The following is a 22,275-nucleotide window of genomic DNA, read 5'->3' as shown; positions in this document are numbered from 1 at the left end:
GTTCAGAGTCGGGAAGAGGGATTCGTCGCCGCCTCGGACGCGGACGGTGGTGAACAGCCGTTGAGTGTCGAGGGGCAGCCTCTCCGGTCCTGGGTGACTGCGAACGCCGCCTGGTCCCATTCGGTCCGTCCCACCGCCCCGCTGTCGTCGGTCTTGCCTGCCGTGAGGACCAGACCGGTTCCGGTGATCGTGATTTCCAGGCGCCCGCCGAGCTGGAGCGCGGCGAGCCGGCCCGCGGTTTCCCACGCCATCGCCATACGGTTCTGCTTCCAGGGTCATGGACACCGGGCCTGCGCGCATGCGCCGAAGGGCCTGAGGCCGAGGGCGGGTGGGCCGTACCGTCAGTGTGAGCCGTCGTAATGGACGAAGAGGCGCGGCACCGCGAGCCCTGGCAGCGAGCCGGGGGCGGTCACGGCCAGCCTGCTGTCCGGGAATCCCCGAGTGCAGGGCCACGAACACCCCCACACGCTGGCCGCCCGAAACGGCCTCGCCCGGTGGCAGGGGAAGGCGGGGGATGGCCGTTGATGAAAACGATGTCAGAAAGTCGGCGTGCTCGCGCCCTGATCAGGGAAGACACCCGGGTCAGGGCCATCGGTCACCCCCTCGGACTTCCTCCCGCACCCGAGCTTTCCGCGCCAGGGACAGAGCTCGATCTCGTGGCAGCTCAGCAGCAGGCCGTACGCCGACGCCGGGCGCGCCGTCGGGGAAGGTGGGACGATCGCGAGAGGGGCACGAGCGCGCCCGGCGCAGACGTGTGGGGCCGCGGGGCCCGGCACGATGCCGCCGGACGAGCGGAGATCTCATTGCGCGTGCTGATTGTCGGTGACCGCTTCATCCCTGCCGAGTACTACATCGACGCCCTGGCAGCGGGCTGCGGTCCGCGCTTCGGGCCTGTCCACAGCGTCGATTGGTCAGGAAGCAAGGCGGAACAGCACGCGGCTCAGCAGGCCATGGAGCGGATGGGGCCCGAGGCCGTGGCGGTGCCCCACGAGATCGTGGCGGCGGTGGGCGGGGCCGAGGTGCTGGCCGTGCACTTCGCCCCGGTTCCCCCTGCGGTGCTCCGGGCCGCCCCGGAGCTGCGGGCGGTCTGCGTGGCGCGTACGGGGCTGGAGAACGTCGATGTCGCCGCTGCCTCCGCCCGCGGCGTGGCCGTCATACCGGTCTTCGGCCGCAATGCCTCGGCTGTGGCCGAGCTCGCCGTCGGTCTGATGCTTGCGGAAGCGCGGGACATCGTCCGTGCGGATGCCTCAGTGAAGGCCGGTGGGTGGCGGAAGGACTTCGGTGGTCCCGGCCGCGAGATCGGCGAAAGCACCGTCGGCATGGTCGGTTTCGGTCACGTGGGGCGGGCGTTCGCTGCACGGTTGCGTGGTTTCGGTTCCCGTCTGCTCGCCTACGACCCGTACGTGCCCGACGACGTTCTGGCGCAGCTCTCGGTCGAGCGCGTCGACAGTCTGGACACGGTCTTCCGCGAGTCCGACTTCGTCCAGCTCTTCGCCCGGCTGACGGCCGAGACCGAACGATTCATCGGCGTGCGGCACTTCGCCCTGATGAGACCGACCGCCTGCTTCGTCAACACCGCGCGCAGCCGTCTGGTCGACACCCGTGCCCTGTACGACGCCCTGGTGACCCACCGCATCGCCGGCGCCGGGCTCGATGTGCACGACCAGGAACCGCTGCCGGCGGACAGCCCCTGGCGCCGGCTGGACAACGTCACGCTCACCACCCACTACGCCGGTGACACGACGACCACGACGGTGCGCTCGGCACGGCTCGTCGCCGAGGCCGTCGCCGAACTGGCGGCGACCGGCCGTTGCGCGGCCGCGGTCAACGCCCGTGAGCTGGGGTGGGTGTGAGCGTTGCCCCGTGATCTGGTGCTCGGCGTCGACGCGGGACACACCGCGACGAAGGCGGTGCTGTTCGACGCCGCCGGGCGGCAGGTGGCGCGGGGCATCGGGACGGTGCCGCTGAGCACCCCGCATCCCCGCTGGGTCGAGCGGGACATGGACGACGTGTGGCGGACCGCGCACAGGGCCATCAGGTCCTGCCTCGCCGCGGCGGGCCCGGAGGGGCGGGCCGTCGCCTCGGTGGGGCTGACCGGACACGGCGACGGCCTCTACGCCGTCGATGAGCGGGGCCGACCGGTGCGGCCCGCGATCGTCGCGATGGACACCCGTGCCGAGCCGGTACTGGCCGCCTGGCGGGAGACACCGGTCTGGCCACGTGCCCTCGCGCTGTCGGGCACCGTTCCCTTCGCGGGTTCCCCGGCCGCCCTGCTGGCCTGGCTGGCGCGCCACGAGCCGGGCGTGCTGGAGCGTGCCCGCTGGCTGCTGTCCTGCAAGGACTGGCTGCGGCTGAATCTGACGGGCGTGGTGGCCACTGACCCCACGGACTCCAGTGCTTCGTTCACAGACCTGCATCCGGGCACCTACTCGCAGGAGCTTCTCGACCTGTATGGGCTCGGCGGGCTCGCTGCCAAGCTGCCGCCCGTACGGGCCTGCGACGCGGTGTGCGGAACGATCACCCCCGAGGCAGCGGTAGCCACCGGGCTCCCTGCCGGTACACCCGTGGTCACGGGCGCACACGACGTCGACGCGGCCGCGCTCGGGATCGGCGGCACGGGCCCCGGTGAACTCTGCCTGATCGCCGGGTCGTTCAGCATCAACCAGCTGATCAGTGACCTCCCCGTCGTCGATCCCCGGTGGCAGGTCCGCAGATTCGTCCGCCAGGGACGGTGGATGATCATGTCCACCTCTCCCGCGTCCGTGGCCAATCTGGAATGGTTCCTGCGGGTCATGGGCGCACCGGCTGAGCACCGTGACGACCTCTACGACCGGATCGGCCAGGAAGCCGCGGCGCATCTGGAGGGCCGGTCGGAGGTGTTGTTCCACCCGTTTGTCTACGGATCCCCGTATCGGCAGCCCGCGTCCGGGACGTTCCTCGGCCTGCGCGGCTGGCATGATCGTGGTGATCTGCTGCGGGCCCTGATGGAAGGCGTCGTCCTCAACCACCGATGGCACGTCGACGCGCTCTGTTCGAGGCTGCGCGTCACCGGGCCGGCCCGGCTGACCGGCGGTGCAGCGCGCAGCGAGGTCTGGAGCCAGATGTTCGCCGATGCGCTGCAGCGGCCGGTCGTGGTGACGGATGTCGAGGAGAGCGCCGCCCGGGGAGCGGCCCTGCTCGCCGCCACCGCCGTCGGGCTGCTCGACGGTGTGGAGGATCCGCGCGCCGGCACTTCCGTTCTCAGGCGCCATGAACCGGGCACCGATCGGGTCGCGGTGCTGGAGGAGGCGTACCAGGCGTACCAGGAGGCGCTTCAGGCTCTCCAACCGCTCTGGGCCCGCATGGATGCGGCCGGGACGGCGGAGTGAGCACACAGTCAGCCAGCGCCGAAACCTCAAGAAATACGATGGCACCTGATCACTTATCGCATTTTCTGAGATTTCCTCCGCAAATCTATTGCAAATAGCGGTGTGGGGGCGTAGACAAGCCTCAAGGCAAACCCTGCGGCCTCCCGCTCTCTGCGGCTCGGTCACCCGCCACGCGATGTGGCATCGACTCCGCCCGCAAGCTCGAAAGCTACTGCCATGCCTCCCGACACCGCCCCCTCGAACCTCCCCGGACCTTCGCGCGTCGCGCCGTGGACCGATGCCGCTTTCCCGGCCCCGCGGACCCGGACCCCGCCCCGTTCCGCAAAGGCCCAGTTCACGCTTCCGGCGCAGGAGGTGCTGGTCGGCTGCCTTCGTCGTATCGCAGCCGATCTGCTCAGCCGCTGGCACCTGTCGGACGCCGAGCGTGACGCGGCTGTCCTGATCGTGGGAGAGCTCGCCGCGAACGCGGCCCTACACGGGCGGAGCGAGATGTCGCTGTGCTTGACCCTCGGCCCGGGTGCGCTGCGCATCGCGGTGGGCGATCACGGTGACCCCGCCCCGCCCCGCGAGCCCTGCGCGACGGATGATCCGGACGAGCACGGCCGTGGCCTCACTCTCGTTCACGCCCTCTCCACCAGGGTTGACCTGCACCACGACGACCACGGGACCTGGATCCTGGCCTGCCTGGCCGTCGCGGCCGCGCGTCCGTGGGCGGACTGACACCGGCAGCCTTCCCAGCGACCCCTCAGGGGTCGAGGTGAGGGGTTCCCCGTGTTTTGGTCCGGCGCCCGTGCGGGATTCCTTGGGGATGACGGTGGCAGGGGCCGGGGCCGTCCGGCACTCCGCCCGGAGGTCTTGCCGTTCAGTGGTGCCGGAGGTGGGCGGAGGTGTCCGACCCCTGAGCGGAGACAGTTGGGTGAGAGATCCAAAGAGAATTTCTCGCAAGATGTGTTAACAGCAGAGCATTAGCCTGATACTAATTCCGCCATAGATGCCGTGCCCACCACCCCAGGGAGGCATCCACATGCCCCTCCTCAGCCCTGCCTCAGCCGGGCTGCCCGCGCGACTCCACCCCGCTGAGCCGCTGTACCCACGAGCGGCGCCGCCGTGAGAGTCCCCCAGGCCGTTTCCCCGCCCACCCGCACGAGAGGTCCCCCGTCATGCGATCGACCGGATCGACCAGATATATCCTCCTCGCCGGCGCCACCGCCATCGCCCTGCTCGCCACCGCCTGTTCCGGAGCCGGAACCGGCGCGTCCCCGGAGGGCGGGAAGAGCATCAATGTGCTGATGGTTGGCAACCCTCAGATGGAGGACATCGCCAAGCTGACGAAGAGCACCTTCACGAAGGACACCGGCATCAAGGTGAACTTCACCGTCCTCCCCGAGAATGAGCTGCGCGACAAGGCCACCCAGGACATCGCGACCGGCGCCGGCCAGTACGACGTCGCCACCATCGGCGCCTACGAGGTGCCCATCTGGCACAAGAACGGGTGGCTGCACGACCTGAACGGCTACGTCGACAAGGCCAGGGACTTCGACAAGAGCGACCTCCTCACGCCGATGGTGCAGTCGCTGTCCGGCGATGACGGCAGGCTCTACGCGCTGCCGTTCTACGGCGAGTCGTCCTTCCTCATGTACCGCAAGGACGTCTTCGCCGAGAAGGGCCTGAAGATGCCCAAGCATCCGAGCTGGCAGCAGGTGGCCGACCTCGCCGCGAAGGCCGACGGCGCCGAACCGGGGATGAAGGGCATCTGCCTGCGCGGCCTGCCCGGCTGGGGCGAGCTCGGGGCCCCGCTGACCAGCGTGGTCAACACCTTCGGCGGCACCTGGTTCACCAAGGACTGGAAGGCACAGGTCAACGGCGAGGGCTTCAAGAAGGCCACCCAGTTCTACGTCGACCTGGTCCGCAAACACGGTCAGGCGGGCGCGGCACAGTCCGGGTTCACCGAGTGCCTGAACGCCATGAGCCAGGGCAAGGTCGCCATGTGGTACGACGCCACCAGCGCGGCCGGCTCGCTGGAGGACCCCCGCACCAGCAAGGCGGCCGGCAAGATCGGCTACGCGTACGCCCCCGTGGAGCGGACCAAGAACAGCGGCTGGCTGTGGGCCTGGGCGTGGGCGATGCCGAAGACCACCAAGAACGCCGACGCCGCCTCGAAGTTCATGCTCTGGGCGTCCAGCAAGAAGTACGAGAAGCTCGTCGGCGCGAAGCTCGGCTGGGCACGGGTGCCCGCCGGGAAGCGGGCCAGCACCTACGCGATCCCCCAGTACAAGAAGGCGGCCGCCTCGTTCGGCGACATCACCCTGCGGTCCATCCAGCAGGCCGACCCGGTCAACCCAGGCGTCCAGCCGCGGCCCACGGTGGGCATCCAGTTCGTCGCCATCCCCGAGTTCCAGGACCTCGGGACCAAGGTGACGCAGGAGATCTCCGCCGCCATCGCCGGCAAGAACAGCGTGGACAAGGCGCTCAACGACGGCCAGAAGCAGGCGGAAGACGTTGCCGAGAAGCACCGGTAGCCCGCTTCGCCCCGGCCGGCACCGCGTCCGGCCGGGGCACCAGTCCACCGATCCCCGGCCGCCGACGGCGGAAGAAAGTCAGCCCATGAGCACGCACACCCGTCCATCCGAGAAGACCGGGCGGCCACCTGCCCGCCGCGTCAAGCCCGCGGGCAATCGCAGGTGGCGGCGGCGCTTCCCGCTGCTGCCGGCGCTGATCTTCACGATCATCGTCACACAGCTGCCGTTCGTGGCCACACTCGTCATCTCCACCTTCCAGTGGAACATCCTGCAGCCTGGCGACCGGCACTTCACCGGCCTGTCCAACTACACCGTCGTCTTCACCGACGAGAGGCTGCGCTCCGCGGTCGTCAACACCGTCGTGCTCACCGCGTCCGTGGTCATCATCAGTGTGATCCTCGGGCTGGGCCTGGCCCTGCTGCTCGACCGCCGCTTCCTCGGCCGGGGCCTCGCGCGGACCCTGCTCATCGCCCCGTTCCTGGTCATGCCGGTCGCCGCCGCACTGCTGTGGAAGCACGCCATATACAACCCCGACTATGGTCTCCTCAACGGCACCCTGAACGCCGTCTACCGGCTCTTCGGCGCGGACAACGGCCCCACCGTCGACTGGGTGTCGTCCTTCCCCATGCCGGCCCTGGTGATCGCGCTGGTGTGGCAGTGGACCCCGTTCATGATGCTCATCCTGCTGGCCGGTCTCCAGGCCCAGCCCGGTGACGTACTGGAGGCTGCCAGGGTCGACGGGGCCTCGGCGCTCCAGACCTTCCGCCTCATCACGCTGCCGCACCTGCGGCAGTACATCGAGCTGGGCACTGTGCTCGGCAGCATCTTCGTCGTGCAGACCTTCGACGCGGTCTACACCATCACCCAGGGCGGGCCCGGCTCCCGAACCACCAACCTGCCCTACGAGATCTACCTGACCATGTTCCGCAAGTTCGAGTACGGCCAGGCCGCGGCCGCAGGCGTCGTCGTGGTGATCGGCTCGATCGTCATCGCGACGTTCGCCCTGCGGGTCGTCGCCTCCCTTTTCCGTGAGGAGGTGTCCCGATGACCGCCACGACGACCCCGGCAGCGTCCGGCACCGTCGTCCAGAGACTCCGCCGTCGGCGCCGTGACGACCACGGGCAGACGACGCGTCTGTCACCGCTGTGGACCTTCGTCGCCTGGCTGGCCACCCTGGCCTTCTTCGTGCCGGTGGCCTGGCTGGTGCTCACATCCTTCCACCAGGAGTCCGACGCGGCGACCAACCCGCCCAGCCCGTTCGCGCCGCTCACCTTCGACCAGTACGCGCTGCTGCTGGACCGGGACATCACCCCGTACCTGCTCAACTCGGCCATGGCCAGCGTCTTCTCGACCCTGCTGGTCCTCGTCCTGGCGGTGCCGGCGGCCTACGCGCTGTCCATCAAGCCGGTCGAGAAGTGGACCGATGTGATGTTCTTCTTCCTGTCCACGAAGTTCCTTCCGCTCATCGCGGCCCTGCTGCCTGTCTACATGATCGTCAAGAACACCGGGATGCTGGACAACATCTGGACCCTCGTCATCCTCTACACCTCGATGAACCTGCCGATCGCGGTATGGATGATGCGGTCGTTCCTCGCCGAGGTGCCCAAAGAGATCCTTGAGGCAGCCGAGGTCGACGGCGCCGGACTGCCCACCGTGCTGCTGCGGATCGTCGCACCGGTCGCCATGCCGGGACTCGCCGCCACCTCGCTGATCTGTTTCATCTTCAGCTGGAACGAGTTCATGTTCGCCGTGAACCTCACCGCGACGAAGGCGTCCACCGCACCCGTGTTCCTGGTGGGCTTCATCACCAACGAGGGCCTGTTCCTGGCCCGGCTGTGCGCGGCGGCCACGCTGGTGTCGCTGCCGGTCCTCATCGCCGGTTTCGCCGCCCAGGACAAGCTGGTGCGCGGCCTGTCCCTGGGAGCGGTCAAATGAGGGCCGCCGCCCTCGCCTCGCCGGGCAGGGGGGAGCCCACCACAGTGGGTGCCCCGGTGCCCGGCGGCGGCTCCCTGCCGTTCGGCCGCAAGATCCAGATCCAGCCAGACCTCGCCACCGGCGTGAACGCCCGAACCGAACGGAACCCCTCACCATGACCGAGCAGATCCGCCGCGTCCTCGTCCGCTCCCTCGCCGACATCACCATCGAGCAGGTGCCCGCCCCCGTCCCCGGGGACGACGAACTCCTGGTGCGCACCACGGTCGTCGGCGTGTGCGGCTCCGACACCCATGCCGCAGCCGGCCACCACCCGTTCATCGACCTGCCCTACCACCCCGGCCACGAGGCGGTGGGCACGGTGGCCGCCACGGGGAGCGGAGCCAACGACTTCGCGCCCGGCGACCGGGTGATCGTCGAACCCAACCTGCACTGCGGCCAGTGCGCCCAGTGCCGCTCCGGCCGCTACAACATCTGCCAGGAACTGAAGGTCTTCGGCTGCCAGACGCCCGGCGCCATGGCCGACCTGTTCACCATCCCCGCCGCCCGCGTTCACCGCGTACCCGACGGCATGACCGACTTCCAGGCCGCCCTCGTGGAGCCGCTGGCCACCCCCGTGCACGCGGTGGCCAAGGCCGGCGACCTCACCGGCCGCACCGTCGCCATCCTCGGCGCCGGCCCCATCGGTCTGCTCACCCTGATCTCCGCCCGGCACGCCGGCGCCGCACGGATCGCTGTCACGGACCTGCTGCCGGGCAAGCGGGAGCGGGCGCTGCGGCTCGGCGCCGACGCGGCGCTGCCTGCCGGCGCCCCCGATCTGGTCACTCAGGCCCACACGGCCGTCGGCGGGCCCTTCGACGTCGTCTTCGACTGCGTGGCGCGCGAGCAGTCCATGGCCCAGGCCACCGGCCTGGTGGCCAAGGGCGGCCACGTCGTCGTCGTGGGCGTGGGGGCCGCTGGCGCCACACCGATCCGCCTGGATCTGGTCCAGGACCGGGAGATCCGCATCGAGGGCACCCTGATGTACACCACCGAGGACTACCGCGCGGCCCTGTCCCTCCTCGCGTCCGGAGCCGTCCGCACCGACGATTTCGTCACCGCCACCTACCCGTTGGAGGACGCCGCCAAGGCATTCACCGCATCCCTCGACCCCGAGCAGGTCAAGGTGCTGGTCATGGTGCACGGACCGTAGCGACCCGTGTGCGAGACTGCGAAACTGGAGGCACCGGACCACCGCCCTTCGACCTCCAGAAGCGTCGGCGGCGCCAGGACCGCAGTGCTAGGTGTGAGGTTCGGTCCGTCCCGCACCGTGGGACGGCCCGGGACACGAAGGGGAAGGAGAGGTGCTGTGCCCGCCCGTACGCGACCGTCGCATGCCGTTGTCGAGGAGCGGCGGCAGGCCATCTTGCGCTACGTCGCCGAACACGGTGAGACCCGCATCGACGCCCTCGCCCGGCACTTCGGTGTGAGCCTCATGACGATGCACCGGGACCTGGACCACCTCGCAGGGCGCCATCTGCTGCGCAAGGAGCGCGGACGGGCCGTCGCCTTCCCCGCCCTCACCATGGAGACCGCCACCCGCTTCCGGGAGAACAGCAGTCTCGCGGCCAAGAACGCGCTGTGTGCGGCCGTCGCCGACCGGATCAAGCCGGGCAGCACGGTACTCATGGACGACTCGACCACCCTGTTCCCTCTGGTCCCTGCCCTGGCCGAGCTGGACCAGATCCACGTCGTCACCAACTCGGTCGGCCTGGCACAGCGCCTGGGATCCGCGCCCCGAGCGGCCGTCACCCTGCTGGGCGGCCGCTACCGCGGTGACTTCAACTCCTGCACCGGTCCCGCCGTCACCCGCGCCCTGTCCCGGATCCATGCCGACCTGGCCCTGATGTCCGCCACCGCCATCCTGGAGGGCCGGCTCTTCCACCCCCTGAACGACTACGTCGAGGTGAAGCTGGCCATGCTCGCGTCCGCGGAGCAGGCCCTGCTCCTGGTGGACCATGCGAAATTCGGCAAGACCGCCACGTACGCCTACGGCACCGTGGCCGACTATGACGCGGTCATCGCCGACACCGGCACCCCCGCAGCGGAACTCGCGGCCATTCGCGACCTCGGAGTCCTCGTGGAGACGGTCGCGCCCGAAGAGCCCTCCTCGTGATACGGACCCTGTTCGAAACACCGAGCACCTATCGCCTCACCGACACCGAAATGGCCGCACCCGTGCCACGGGTGGAGGCCGTGCTGTTCGACTTCAGCAACACGATCTTCCAGATGATCTCCCTGCCCGCCTGGCTGCGCCGGGTGGGCGCCGCCTCCGGCCGGCTCGCCCTGCTCGACGAGCCCGGTGCCGAGGCCGAGGTGTCGCACCAGCTGCGAACTGCGTTCCAGATGCCCGCCGTTGTCGCTCTCCAAGAGAGTCGGGACCTCTCCCCCGAACGGCATCGCCGGGCCATGCGCGGGTGGTGGAGCCATGTGGACTTCCTACGCGGCGCGGAGGACGCGGCCTACCGGGAACTCGCCGCCCCGGACGCCTGGATCCCTTATCCCGACACCGAGCCCGTCCTGCGCGCACTCCGCGCCCATGGACTGCGCATCGGCATCGTGAGCGACTTCCCGTGGGACCTGCGCAGCCACCTTGCCCACCACGGCCTGGACGCCCTGATAGACAGCTGTGTCATCTCCTACGAGCAGGGCCGCGAGAAGCCCGATCCCCAGCTGTTCCTCCAGGCGTGTGCCAGTCTCGGCGCCGAGCCGCGCGCAACACTCATGGTCGGCGACAACCCGGTCCGCGACGGCGGAGCAAGCGCCTGCGGCCTGCGAACCTACATCCTGCCGGCCGAAAACCGCACCGGAGAACGCGGCTTGGCGGATGTCCTGCGCCTCGTGACCTGACGCGTGCGGCGTCCGCCCCGGCAATCCCCGCGACGACGTCCAGGTCATCAGCGGTCACCTTTCCTCGAAACTTCGCAGGCGCCAGGTTGTGTGTTCCGTCCGCCGACGTGGTCGGCACCCAGGCGATGGGCCGCGGCACCACGGTGGCGGTCAGCAGCCGGTAGAACTCGTTGCGGGACATGGCAGCGGGATCGAATTCAGTGCGCATGGGGATCAGTATCCAGCAGGGCGACCGCAGACCTACAGCCGATCCACGACGGCACCCAACCCCTGGTCGGCAAGGCCAAAAGAGGAGGGCCAGCGGTGCCCGAGGACGGGACCGAAGCCGGAGCACACCACCCGCGAAGAGGCCCGCGCCCGCGGCGGCCTCGCGAGGTCCGGCCGGTGCCGCCTGGACGGATTCCAGCTCGTCCGGGCGGCGCCGGCCGCACTCATCATCAACCAGTCGTGCGGCGGCCTGCCGGCCCGGCTCGACCGGGCCGACGCCGACCAGGGCGTCGGCACCGCTCATGCCGTAGCGGGAGGCGATTCACGCGATGTCGACGAGGAGGTCGCCTCCCTCCACCTGCTGGATCTGGTTGATCGCCAGCCTGGCCACCCGCCCGGCCTTCGGGGCGGTGATCGCGGCTTCCATCTTCATCGCCTCGATGGTGGCCACGGTGGTGCCGGCCGCCACCTCGTCGCCCTCGGCCACCGCGAGCGTCACCACTCCGGCGAACGGCGCGGCGACATGGCCCGGGTTGGTCCGGTCGGCCTTCTCCGTCACCGGTACGTCGGCGGCCGCTGCGGCATCGCGTACCTGGATCGGCCGCAGCTGGCCGTTCAGGGTGGACACCACGGTGCGCATACCGCGTTCGTCGGCCTCTCCGACGGCTTCCAGCTCGATCAGGAGCCGTACCCCCGGTTCGAGATCGACCGCGTACTCCGTCCCGGAACGCAGTCCGTAGAAGAAGTCCTTGCTGTCCAGCACGCTGGTGTCGCCGTATGCCTGACGGTGTGTCTCGAAGTCGCGGGCCGGCCCGGGGAACAGCAGCCGGTTGAGCGTCGCGCGCCGGTCCTGCTCCAGTCCGCTACGGTCGTCCGCGGTCAGTTCCTGCACGGGCCTGGGTTCGGCGCGGCCCTCCAGCGCCTTGGCGCGGAACGGCTCCGGCCACCCGCCGGGCGGGTTGCCCAACTCGCCGCGGAGGAAGCCGATGACGGAATCGGGGATGTCGAACTCGTTGGGCGCCGCCTCGAAGTCCGCCGGCTTCACCCCGGCGCCCACCAGGTGCAGGGCCAGGTCGCCGACCACCTTGGACGACGGGGTCACCTTCACCAGGCGACCGAGAATCCGGTCGGCGGCGGCGTACATCGCCTCGATGTCCTCGAAGCGGTCGCCCAGGCCGAGCGCGACTGCCTGCGTGCGCAGGTTGGACAGCTGCCCGCCGGGGATCTCGTGGTGGTACACGCGGCCGGTCGGCGAGGCCAGGCCCGCCTCGAACGGCGCGTAGATCCTGCGGACGCTCTCCCAGTACGGCTCCAGGTCCCCGATCGCCTTCAGATCCAGCCCGGAGGGCCGTGCGGAGTGGTCGGTCGCGGCCACGATCGCCGACAGCGAAGGCTGCGAGGTGGTGCCGGCCATGGACGCGACCGCGCCGTCCACGGCGTCCGCGCCGGCCCGGATCGCGGCGAGGTAGGTGGCCAGCTGACCGCCCGCGGTGTCATGGGTGTGGAGGTGCACCGGCAGATCGAACTCCCGGCGCAGGGCGGAGACGAGTGTCTCGGCGGCCGGGGCCCGGAGCAGCCCCGCCATGTCCTTGATGGCCAGGACATGGGCGCCGGCTGCCACGATCTGCTCGGCCAGCCGGAGGTAGTAGTCCAGGGTGTAGAGCCGCTCGGACGGATCGGACAGGTCGGAGGTGTAGCACAGGGCGACCTCGGCCACGGCCGTTCCGGTCTCCCGTACGGCGTCGATGGCGGGCCGCATCTGGCCGACGTCGTTGAGCGCGTCGAAGATCCGGAAGATGTCGATACCGGTGGCCGCGGCCTCCTGGACGAAGGCGTCGGTCACCTCGGTCGGGTACGGCGTGTAGCCCACGGTGTTGCGGCCACGGAGCAGCATCTGGAGGCAGATGTTCGGCACGGCTTCACGGAGTGCGGCCAGGCGCTCCCAGGGGTCCTCGGCGAGGAAGCGGAGGGCGACGTCGTAGGTGGCGCCGCCCCAGCACTCCAGGGACAGCAGTTGCGGCACGGTCCGCGCCACCACCGGGGCGACGGCGAGCATGTCCTTGGTACGGACCCGGGTGGCGAGCAGTGACTGGTGGGCGTCCCGGAAGGTGGTGTCGGTGACTCCGATGGCCGGTGACTCGCGCAGCCACCGGGCGAACCCTTCCGGGCCGAGCTCGGCGAGCCGCTGCCGGGAGCCGGCGGGCGGTTCGGTGGCCGGCAGGGGTGGCAGTTTGGTGCTCGGATCGATCAGCTGGGGCCGTGCGCCGTGCGGCTTGTTCACCGTGACGTCCGCGAGGTAGGTGAGCAGCTTTGTGCCGCGGTCGGCGGAGTGGCGCGCGGTGAGCAGGTGCGGGCGCTCTTCGATGAAGGAGGTGGTGACCCGGCCGGCCCGGAAGTCCGGGTCGTCGAGCACGGCTTGCAGGAACGGGATGTTGGTGGCCACGCCGCGGATGCGGAACTCGGCCACCGCGCGCCGGGCCCGGCCGATGGCGGTGCTGAAGTCCCGGCCGCGGCAGCTGAGCTTGACCAGCATCGAGTCGAAGTGCGCGCTGATCTCCGTACCGGCGTGTGTGGTGCCGCCGTCCAGGCGGATTCCCGAGCCGCCCGGCGACCGGTAGGCGCTGATCCGGCCGGTGTCCGGGCGGAAGCCGTTGGCGGGGTCCTCGGTGGTGATGCGGCATTGCAGCGCGGCGCCGTGCAGGACGACCGTGTCCTGTGTGAGGCCGAGATCGGCGAGTGTCTCCCCCGCGGCGATACGCAGCTGCGCCTGCACCAGGTCGACGTCGGTGACCTCCTCGGTCACCGTGTGCTCGACCTGGATGCGCGGGTTCATCTCGATGAAGACGTGGTTCCCGTCGCGGTCGAGCAGGAACTCCACGGTGCCCGCGTTGCGGTAGCCGATCTCCCGGGCGAACCGCACGGCGTCGGCGCAGATCCGCTCGCGCAGCTCGGGGTCGAGGTTCGGCGCGGGCGCGAGTTCGATCACCTTCTGGTGCCGGCGCTGGAGCGAGCAGTCACGCTCGAAGAGGTGGATGACCTCGCCGTTCCCGTCGGCGAGGATCTGCACCTCGATGTGGCGGGGGTCGACGACGGCCTTCTCCAGGAAGACGGTGGGGTCGCCGAACGCGGACGCGGCCTCGCGGGCCGCCGCCTCGATGGCCTCGCGCAGCGCGCCGGGGTCCTCGACGCGGCGCATACCGCGGCCTCCGCCGCCGGCGACCGCCTTGACGAACACCGGGAAACCGATGTCCTCGGCGGCCCGGACCAGTTCGTCCACGTCGCTGGAGGGCTCCGAGGAACCGAGCACCGGTACGCCGGCGGCACGCGCGGCAGCCACTGCGCGCGCCTTGTTCCCGGTCAGTTCGAGCGTGCCCGCGCTCGGCCCGACGAACGTGATGCCCGCCTCCTCGCAGGCCCGCGCGAGGTCGGGGTTCTCGGACAGGAACCCGTAGCCCGGGTACACCGCGTCCGCGCCCGCCCGGCGCGCGGCACGGACGATCTCCTCCACGGAGAGGTAGGCACGCACCGGGTGCCCCGGCTCGCCGATCTCATGCGCCTCGTCGGCCTTCAGCCGGTGCAGTGAGTTGCGGTCCTCGTACGGGAAGACGGCAACGGTTTTCGCGCCCAGCTCATAGCCGGCGCGGAAGGCGCGAATCGCGATCTCACCGCGATTGGCGACCAGTACCTTGCGGAACATTCTTGATCCCTTCAGGCTGCCATGAGGGACACCATGGTGTACGCCACGGGCAGATTGGACTCCGGACCCGCAGTGACTTGTTTCCGGACCACGCCTGATCATTCAGTTGGCCGACGTCAAGATCCGGATCCTCGCTCCGAACCCTTGAGCCCCTGGTGAGATGAGCGCGCCAGACGCGAACAGGACAGCAAGCGGAACGGCAGACCCTGCGGCAGACTGTGCCGCGCGGCCCCAGCCGGCGGGTCGGCCAGGGAAGGGGCGTATCTCTTGCGTGTCGTAGGTGTGGACATCGGCTCGGTGAAAGCACCGTCCAAGTTCGCCTGGGCCGCCGTCGACTCCTTGGAGCCTGCCGCGGTCACCTACGGCGACGACCCGGAAGGCGCCGTGCAGGCTCTGTCGCAGTCTCTGGCCCACGAGGGACGCGCGGTCCTGGCCGTGGAAGCACCCATGGCCATCCCTGTCCCCGCTCCGAACAGCGACGCGTGGCGTGTGCTGGGCCGTGCCCGCAGCGGGGAGGGCAACCGGCCGTGGTCGGCCGCTGCCGGCGCCGGAGCGCTGGCCACCGGGGTCGCCCAGACCGCATGGCTGCTCTCCCGCCTGCATGCCCTCGCGCCGGAATCGAGCGCGACCACCCAGCCCGCGCGGTTCGCCACCGGGCAGGCCCGCCTCCTGCTCGCCGAAGCCTTCGTCTCCGGCACCGGCAAACCTGTCCCGGTGGCGGCCGGTCAGCATGCCGCCGACGCCGAAGCCGCCGCCCGCGCGACGCTGACCTACCTGACCGCCGGCCCAGACAGCTTTCCGCACGTCACGTGCGCACCGCAGCGCGCTCTCAATCTCCTCGCCGTACTCGCCTCTTGGGCCGGCATGCCGGTGCCCGGTGATGAACTGCACCTGGACGTGACGGTCGTTCGTACGAAGCCGGTCGTCTGAACCGCCGTAGTGCGGCTTCGCCTTGGTACAAGGCCAAGGACCCTCCGTCACACGTCGACGTACTGACTGACACCCCCGGCCGTCGGCCCGCTATCTGCCGTCGCCGGATGGCCGGGGCGGCGATGCGGGTACCCGGGTGAGGTGGAAGAAGAAGTCCGTGGGGGAATCCTTCTTGTCCATCACGCACAGCAGGGCGTTGTCGGTCAGCCGGCGGAAATGGTCGATGATGGGCAGCTGGTCATAGACCATCGCCGTGGACTGCTTGCCGCGGTGGACGACCTCACGCAACGTGGCGAGGCCCATCTCCTCGTACGAGAAGACCGTCCCGTTCTCGTCGCGGCACAGCAGCGGCTCCACGTGATCGGCGTCGACGAACCGCTTGCCGTACCACCGCATCTTCGTCAGCAGCGCGGCGTTCTCGCTGGTGTGCTCGAACCCGCCGCCCTGCCAGGTGCCGAGGAGGAGGTCGGTGTCGACCGGATCGAGGCGGTCGAACAGCTCCGCCAGCTTCGCGTTGTCGCACTGCCCTCCGGACGCGATGACGTCCAGAACCTCCTGCTCGATGGTCATGGCCGGGGCCTCCCTCGGTTGGGGGACGACCGGTGTGTGCCGGAAGTGCGCGGCGCTGCCCGGCCCGCCCGGCAGGGTTGAGGTGGCCGCCCGGCCGGGGCGTACGGGGTCGAAGCGGTGGTACATCCGCGCATGCCAGAGCGCCACCCGCTCCAGCGCCACCGCGGAACCGTACCCGGCCGCGGTGAGCGGAGCCAGTGCCCGCCGGCAGTTTTCGAGCCCTGCCTCGGCGCGTTGGTACACCTCCTGCTCGGTCAGGCCGAGGGCGAGTGCGTCGGTCTTCCCCTCGGACTGTTCCCGTTGGTGGCCGCGCAGGTCGTTGAGCAGACGGATGGCCGTTGCGGCCTCGCGCAGCGCGCCGAGCAGCACGGGAAGGCGCCGGGGCAGACCTGGCTCGTCCATGAGGGTCCACAGGGCGGTGACCTGTTGTTCGACGCCGATGGTCCAGGCGCCGTGCCGAAGATAGTCCGTCAGCCCGGTTACGCCGCCACCCGCGACCGCTGTCCGGGCCGCCTCCCGTTCCCACTGCATGCCGATGAGCGTCTGATGCATGCTTTTCCGCCAGACGGCGGTGAGTTCGGGTCGGCCCTCGCGGTCCAGGTCCCGGGCGACCTCCGCCAGAGCGTGCGCTATGGGGTCGTCGTTGCCGTCATCGTTGTCACCGTCGCGGCCGGCGTCGCCGTCGGCGTCGTTGTCGTGCCCCGCGAGGACCCGGCGCCAGGCCCGGACGCGGGTCGGGATCCCGTCCGGGTCCGGGCAAGTCGCTGCGTCCGCTGCGCCCGGTGCGTCCAGGACGTTGTCGATCGCCATCAGCCAGACCGTGAGCCGGGCCATCTGGTAGCAGGTCTCCGCAGGCAGCCAAGGGGTGAAGAACGCCGTCTGGAGGCACATGAGGGGAACCAGCGCGGGATCCACGGGCAGCCCGAGCTCTTTGAGCCAGATCTCCAGTCGCGGCATGCTCCGCAACGCGGTGGAGCATGTGTCCGCTATGGAGACGATCTCCCGGGGTGGGTGGCCGTGCGGCCGCGAAGTGTCCACGGCGTCAGGCTACGGCCCGCGCTCGTGCGGGTTCCGGCGCTGCGAGCCTTTTCGGCCCGCACCCGGGCCGGTGCGCCTGCCCGCGGCCGCGGCTCCTCGCCGGCCCGGTGGGCCGGCCGCACCTCAGGCCGTCCTCCACGCGGTGCCTCACAGCTCCGCATGAGTCACGCCCACGCATGAGTTACGTCCATGCATGAGTCACGTCCACGAAGCGGAAGCGGAACCAGGGAAGACAGGGGTCAGATGTCAACAGGACCTGCGTTACCGTCCACCCCGGACGCGCGTCTCTCGCCCACTCTCGCCACACGGGTGAGCCGGGCGCTTACCCTCGCCACCCGGCACACCCTCTCCACCCGGCAGGACAACGGCTCATGGCTGGCCACCCCCGCCCCTCGCATCACTGAGACCGCACTATGCACGCTGGCCCTGGCGCGCTCTCCGCACCCTGACGCCGACCGGGCCGCCGAGCGGGGCAGGGCGTGGCTCGCCCACGGCGCCGCCCCGCAGAACCACCATCCGGTGGCCCACGCCGTGGAGACCGCGCTGCTGTCCCTGGCCCTGGACACCGGCGGCCCCATCGACGTGAGCCACCCCTCCTTCGCCGACCGGGCCCTGTCGGCCCGCGCCCGGCTCCTCCAGGCCGTCGCCCTCTACACCGGCCGAGCGACCAACAGCGGTACCAGTCCCGCCGCACTGCGCACCCTGCTCGCCACCGCGGTCGCCGCTCAGGGGCCGCTCAAGCGCTGGACCCGGGTGGAACTCTGGTCCGCGCACGCACTGGTGGAGACCCACTTCGGCGACCGGGTATCCGCCCGGCACGCCGCCCGAATGATCGCCGACCAGCAATCCCCCTCGGGCGACTTCTTCGCCAATCCGGTCACCACCGCTCTCGCGGCGCTCGCGCTCCAGGCCGCCGCCCCCGGCACGGCTGCCGCCCGCCGCTGCGCGGAGTACCTTCTCACCAGCCAACTCGCCGACGGGACCTGGCGCTTTTCCCACAGCGACGTCTGGGACACCGCGCTGACCGTGCGCGCCTTCCACGGCGCAGCGGCCTTCGACCGCCACGGACTGCCGGCCGCCGTCGCGTTCCTGGTCGCGGCACAGAACCCGGACGGCGGCTGGCCGTACCGCTTGGGCGTCGAGTCCGACAACGACACCACCGCGGCCGTCCTGATCGCTCTGGGCGGCGCGAGCGGTGCGCCCGGCGCTACGATCCGGGCCGGGCTGCGTCACCTGGTCCGGCAGCAGAGGGCCGATGGTCTCTGGCGGACCTGGCAGTCCGCCGGGGACCCTCCGGTGGACGACGTGGTGGCGCATGTCGTCACCGCACTGGACCGCCACTCCGGCCGCCATCGCGTGCAACTGGCCGCGGCGCGTGGCTGGCTTGCCGAGCGCTTCGACGAACAGGGACGCTGGCACGCCGGGTGGTACCGGGGGCTCCCGTACGCCGTCGCCGAGGTGCTTCCCGCCCTCGACGCGGCAGTACCTGAGGGAGGCCACCCCGCCGCCCGGGCCCTGGCCGAATGCCGTAATCCCGATGGCGGCTGGCCCGTCGAAGGGGCCGGCCCCAGCACTCCTGCCGCCACCGGACTGGCGCTCGCGGCCCTGGAACACGGCGGCCTGCTCAACGAGGAGTACTGGGCACCGGGACTCGGCTACCTTGTGGAGACCCAGCGCGACGACGGCACCTGGCCGGGCGTACCGCTCATGTACGGTCCGCGACCGCTCCTCACGCACTACCCCACCCACACCCAGGCGTTCGCCGTCGGCGGCCTCATTGCCGGGCAGCGCCGTCTGCGAACCGCTGTGGCGGCCACCGACGCCGCTCACGAGGAGGGCTGACATGCGGCCGGGCACGAGAAGGACCGGCAGGAGCGGAAGGGGTGCACGGCTGACCGGCGGACCAGAACACACCGTCGCCGATGCCCCCACCGGAGCCCCCGTCGCCCCCGGCCGCGTGCCGCTGGCCGGGCACGCCCCCTGGATCCACCGTGACGCGCTGCGCTTCGTCCGGGAACTGCGGCACCACGGGCCGGTGACGAAGATCTACATCGGCCCACGGCAGGTGCACACCGTCAACTCCCCTGAGGTCGTCCGGGAGTTGTTGACCGTGCAGGCCCGCGCCTTCGACAAGGGCGCGATGTTCGACGCGCTGCGCGAGCCTCTCGGCGACGGGCTGATCACCGCCGCCGGCGACCGCCACCTCCGCCACCGCCGGCTGATGCAACCAGCCTTCCACCACGACCGGATCGCCGGCTACGCCCACATCATGTCCGAACGGTCCCTGGCACGGGCCGCCGTCTGGGAACCCGGTACCACTCTCGACCTGGTGCCGGAGATCCACCGCCTGACGCTCGACATCCTGCTGCGCACCCTCTTCGCGGATCCCCAGGACCCTGAGCTGCGCACCGCTGTCCGGGACTGGCTGTCCGTCAAGTACCACTCCATGCGCCTTGCCCTCTCCCCGCTGCACGCCTGGGCGGAACGCCTCCGGCTGCCGGTCGGCTGGCGGCCACCGCACGCCGGCCCGCTGCGCCGGCTGGTGGCCGTCCAGCACCGCGTCATCGAGAGCTACCGTGCCGACGGCCGGGACCGCGGCGATCTGCTCTCGATGCTCCTGGCCACGGGCTGCCCGGACGGTGCCCTGACCGACGCCGAGGTGACCGACGAACTGATCACCCTGTTCCTGGCCGGTACCGGCACCGTCAGCGCGTCCCTGGCCTGGGCGCTGCACGAGATCTCCCGCCGTCCCGACGTCCAACGGCGGATCCACGACGAACTCGACACCGTTCTCGCCGGACGGCCCCCCGGCATCGAGGACCTTCCCGCACTGGTCCACACACGAAGGGTGCTGACCGAAGTGCTGCGGCTGCATCCACCGTCGTGGCTGCTGATGCGCCGCGCGGTGCGGCCGGTCACCCTCGGCGGCGTACGGCTCTCCCCGGGCGCCGAGGTGTTCTTCAGCCCGTACGCCCTGCATCGCGATCCGCAGCTGTACGAGAACCCGGACGACTTCGACCCCGAGCGCTGGTCGCACGACGCCGCCGCGAAGGCGCCGCGTCATACCTATCTGCCCTTCGGAGCAGGCAGCCGGCTGTGCATCGGGGAAGACTTCGCCTGGACCGAGCTGATGCTGGCGCTGGCCGCGTTCACCGCTCACCGGCGCCTGACACCTGCCGGCTCCACCCCCCTACGGACCCTGGTCGGCACCGTCCTGCGCCCGGACCGGCTGCCGCTCACCGCGCATGCCCGCCCGGCCTGATCCGCACGGCACGGCGTCTCCCGCCTGCCCTTCCCCTTGCCAGGAGTCACCCATGCCGGTGCCCGCACGGATGTCAGAACGCGGACCGCGGCCCGGCCGGCTGCGGGACCGGGTCGCCCTGGTCACGGGCGGCGCCTCCGGGATCGGCGCCTCGTGTGCCCGGCGACTGGCCACGGACGGCGCTGTGGTGGTGGTCGCGGACCTCGACGAGGACGGGGCCACCCGCGTGGCCCGGCAGATCACCGCGGCCGGTGGCACCGCCCTGGCCCGCCGCATCGACGTCACCGACCCGGACAGCGTCACCCGCGTCGTCACGGAGGCCGCCACCTTGCGCGACGGCCTGCGGATCGCGGTCAACAGCGCCGGAGTCAACGGGCCCCTGAGCCCCCTGGCCGAACTCCCGCCCGCCGACTTCGACACCGTGCTGAGGGTGAACCTGTACGGCGTCTTCCACGCGATGCGCAGCCAGCTTCCCGCGATGGCCGCCACGGGTGGCGTCATCGTCAACCTTGCCTCCATCGCAGCACATTCGGGCTTTCGAGGGCACGCCGCCTACGCGGCCGCCAAACAGGGTGTCCTCGCCCTGACCCGGACCGCGGCGCGCGAATACGCCGGCCACGGCATCCGGGTCGTGTCGGTGTCACCAGGCATCGTCGACACCCCTATGGTCACGTCGCTGCCGCCCGGAGCCACCGACGGTCTCCTCACCGCCGTCCCCCTGCGGCGCACCGCGCAGCCGGCCGAAGTCGCCGCACTCATCGCGTTCCTGGTGTCCGACGACGCCTCGTACATGACGGGCAGCGACCATGTGGTCGACGGCGGTTACCTGGCCAAGTAGCCGACGGAAACCGCGCCTGGCCATTGCCGGCTGCTCCGGTGGCCTGCACCGACGGGCTGGGGAGAGCAGAGGGCCGGCCGTTACGGTGCGGCTGTCCCGCAATCCGACGGCTCAGCATGCCAAGGTGTTCGACGAGACCTGCATCCGTCACCTGCTGCCCGTCCCCGCCCGCGCCACGAACCGGGAGATCCCACCGTGACCACACCCGAAGAGCTCGCCGGCGTCCGCTACATCGTCGATGATGTGGCCGCCGCGGTCCACTTCTACACCACCCACCTCGGCTTCACTCTGCGCACCAACCCCGCGCCCGCCTTCGCCGACGTGGTCCGCGGCCCGTTGCGGCTGCTGCTGTCCGGGCCGGAAAGCTCCGGCGCCAGGGCCACGCCCGATGACGCCACCGCGCCGGGCCGCAACCGCATCCATCTCCTCGTCGACGACCTCGACACCGAGATCGACCAGCTGCGTGCCGCCGGGCTGTCCTTCCGCAGCGACGTCATCGCGGGCCCTGGTGGACGCCAGATCCTGCTCACCGACCCGGCCGGCAACCTCATCGAACTGTTCGAACCTGCCCCGCGCTGAGCTGTTTCCCAGAACCGCGGCTGCGGCCCGCCACCGGCCCAGATCCCTCCTCAGGGAGCGAGCCGCTTGTCGCCCGGACGCGTGAATTCTTGCGTTTTCCCGGTCCCAGACAGGTGGCGACGAGGGAGGCGCAGGCGACTGCGGCGATGCCGAGCCACTGGGACCGGTCGAGGCGCCGGCCGAGGACGAGCAGGCCGAACAGGGCGCCCGCGGCCGGCTCCAGGCTTGTCAGTACGCCGAAGACGCGCGGCGGAACCCGGCGCAAGGCGGCCAGGTTGAGCGAGTACGGCAGCACGCTGGATACCACTGCCACGACGGCCGCCACCCACTGGACGTGGGGGGGGGGGCGGGCGGGGGCGGCGGGGGGGGGGGGCCCGGCCCCCCCCCCCCCCCCCGCGCCCCCCCCCCCCCCCCCGCCCGACACCGCGGAGTAGAGAAAAAAAAAA

18 protein-coding genes and 1 pseudogene are annotated in these 22,275 nt (G+C 70.7%); 14 read left to right on the top strand and 5 right to left on the bottom strand.

Going from position 1 to position 22,275, the window contains the following annotated elements; translation table 11 throughout:
- Nucleotides 1-2: 2 nt before the first annotated feature.
- Nucleotides 3-251, bottom strand: a complete 249-nt coding sequence (locus tag ACFWJW_RS13105; RefSeq protein WP_387239052.1) for a hypothetical protein — start codon at nt 249-251, stop codon at nt 3-5.
- A 558-nt stretch (nt 252-809) separates the two neighbouring features.
- Between ACFWJW_RS13105 and ACFWJW_RS13100 the strand changes: the two genes are divergently transcribed.
- The 9 genes from ACFWJW_RS13100 (at nt 810) to ACFWJW_RS13060 (ending at nt 10,708) form a co-directional block, all read left to right on the top strand.
- Nucleotides 810-1,853 (top strand): 2-hydroxyacid dehydrogenase, encoded by a 1,044-nt coding sequence (locus tag ACFWJW_RS13100; RefSeq protein WP_387239380.1) that lies wholly within the window; start codon nt 810-812, stop codon nt 1,851-1,853.
- A 3-nt stretch (nt 1,854-1,856) separates the two neighbouring features.
- Complete coding sequence (locus ACFWJW_RS13095; protein WP_387239049.1) at nt 1,857-3,368, top strand: FGGY-family carbohydrate kinase; 1,512 nt, start codon at nt 1,857-1,859, stop codon at nt 3,366-3,368.
- Between the two features lie 216 nt (nt 3,369-3,584).
- Entirely contained in the window at nt 3,585-4,088 is a 504-nt protein-coding gene (locus tag ACFWJW_RS13090; protein WP_387239046.1) for an ATP-binding protein, read from the top strand.
- 440 nt (nt 4,089-4,528) lie between these two features.
- Nucleotides 4,529-5,887 (top strand): ABC transporter substrate-binding protein, encoded by a 1,359-nt coding sequence (locus tag ACFWJW_RS13085; RefSeq protein ID WP_387239043.1) that lies wholly within the window; start codon nt 4,529-4,531, stop codon nt 5,885-5,887.
- Nucleotides 5,888-5,972: 85 nt separating this feature from the next.
- Complete coding sequence (locus ACFWJW_RS13080) at nt 5,973-6,935, top strand: carbohydrate ABC transporter permease (protein WP_387239040.1); 963 nt, start codon at nt 5,973-5,975, stop codon at nt 6,933-6,935.
- Complete coding sequence (locus ACFWJW_RS13075) at nt 6,932-7,822, top strand: carbohydrate ABC transporter permease (protein ID WP_387239037.1); 891 nt, start codon at nt 6,932-6,934, stop codon at nt 7,820-7,822. The genes ACFWJW_RS13080 and ACFWJW_RS13075 overlap by 4 nt, the downstream gene beginning before the upstream one ends.
- Before the next feature lie 154 nt (nt 7,823-7,976).
- On the top strand, nt 7,977-9,011 hold the full coding sequence (locus tag ACFWJW_RS13070; protein ID WP_387239034.1) for a zinc-binding dehydrogenase: 1,035 nt from the start codon (nt 7,977-7,979) through the stop codon (nt 9,009-9,011).
- Between the two features lie 156 nt (nt 9,012-9,167).
- Complete coding sequence (locus ACFWJW_RS13065) at nt 9,168-9,974, top strand: DeoR/GlpR family DNA-binding transcription regulator (RefSeq protein ID WP_387239031.1); 807 nt, start codon at nt 9,168-9,170, stop codon at nt 9,972-9,974.
- A complete protein-coding gene (locus ACFWJW_RS13060; protein WP_387239028.1) occupies nt 9,971-10,708 on the top strand; it encodes an HAD family hydrolase in 738 nt (245 codons plus the stop codon). The genes ACFWJW_RS13065 and ACFWJW_RS13060 overlap by 4 nt, the downstream gene beginning before the upstream one ends.
- 67 nt (nt 10,709-10,775) lie before the next feature.
- Here ACFWJW_RS13060 and ACFWJW_RS13055 read toward each other — a convergent pair.
- A pseudogene (locus ACFWJW_RS13055) lies at nt 10,776-10,916 on the bottom strand (flavin reductase family protein); the annotation flags it as partial.
- Nucleotides 10,917-11,237: 321 nt separating this feature from the next.
- Nucleotides 11,238-14,612: a pyruvate carboxylase gene (locus ACFWJW_RS13050; RefSeq protein WP_387239025.1), complete on the bottom strand. Its 3,375-nt coding sequence runs from the start codon at nt 14,610-14,612 to the stop codon at nt 11,238-11,240.
- A 267-nt stretch (nt 14,613-14,879) separates the two neighbouring features.
- Here ACFWJW_RS13050 and ACFWJW_RS13045 point away from each other — a divergent pair, with 267 nt between their 5' ends.
- The gene (locus tag ACFWJW_RS13045) at nt 14,880-15,542 is read left to right on the top strand and encodes a hypothetical protein (protein ID WP_387239022.1); all 663 of its coding nucleotides are present in this window, start codon (nt 14,880-14,882) and stop codon (nt 15,540-15,542) included.
- A gap of 90 nt (nt 15,543-15,632) precedes the next feature.
- Here ACFWJW_RS13045 and ACFWJW_RS13040 read toward each other — a convergent pair whose 3' ends face one another.
- Complete coding sequence (locus ACFWJW_RS13040) at nt 15,633-17,150, bottom strand: DUF4334 domain-containing protein (protein WP_387239019.1); 1,518 nt, start codon at nt 17,148-17,150, stop codon at nt 15,633-15,635.
- Nucleotides 17,151-17,459: 309 nt separating this feature from the next.
- Between ACFWJW_RS13040 and ACFWJW_RS13035 the strand changes: the two genes are divergently transcribed.
- From ACFWJW_RS13035 to ACFWJW_RS13020, 4 genes are all read left to right on the top strand, one after another.
- Complete coding sequence (locus ACFWJW_RS13035; protein WP_387239016.1) at nt 17,460-18,992, top strand: prenyltransferase/squalene oxidase repeat-containing protein; 1,533 nt, start codon at nt 17,460-17,462, stop codon at nt 18,990-18,992.
- Nucleotide 18,993: 1 nt separating this feature from the next.
- Complete coding sequence (locus tag ACFWJW_RS13030) at nt 18,994-20,412, top strand: cytochrome P450 (RefSeq protein WP_387239013.1); 1,419 nt, start codon at nt 18,994-18,996, stop codon at nt 20,410-20,412.
- Between the two features lie 70 nt (nt 20,413-20,482).
- Nucleotides 20,483-21,250: an SDR family NAD(P)-dependent oxidoreductase gene (locus tag ACFWJW_RS13025; RefSeq protein ID WP_387239376.1), complete on the top strand. Its 768-nt coding sequence runs from the start codon at nt 20,483-20,485 to the stop codon at nt 21,248-21,250.
- Nucleotides 21,251-21,445: 195 nt separating this feature from the next.
- Nucleotides 21,446-21,829, top strand: coding sequence for a VOC family protein (locus tag ACFWJW_RS13020; protein ID WP_387239011.1), 384 nt, complete (start codon nt 21,446-21,448; stop codon nt 21,827-21,829).
- Here ACFWJW_RS13020 and ACFWJW_RS13015 read toward each other — a convergent pair.
- Nucleotides 21,798-22,253, bottom strand: coding sequence for an EamA family transporter (locus ACFWJW_RS13015; protein WP_387239373.1), 456 nt, complete (start codon nt 22,251-22,253; stop codon nt 21,798-21,800). The two genes, ACFWJW_RS13020 and ACFWJW_RS13015, sit on opposite strands and share 32 nt — an antisense overlap.
- Nucleotides 22,254-22,275: the final 22 nt, after the last annotated feature.

This window comes from Streptomyces sp. NPDC127097, from assembly GCF_042724075.1.
Classification (GTDB): Bacteria; Actinomycetota; Actinomycetes; order Streptomycetales; family Streptomycetaceae; genus Streptomyces.
This window is presented reverse-complemented; position numbering and strand designations above follow the sequence as displayed.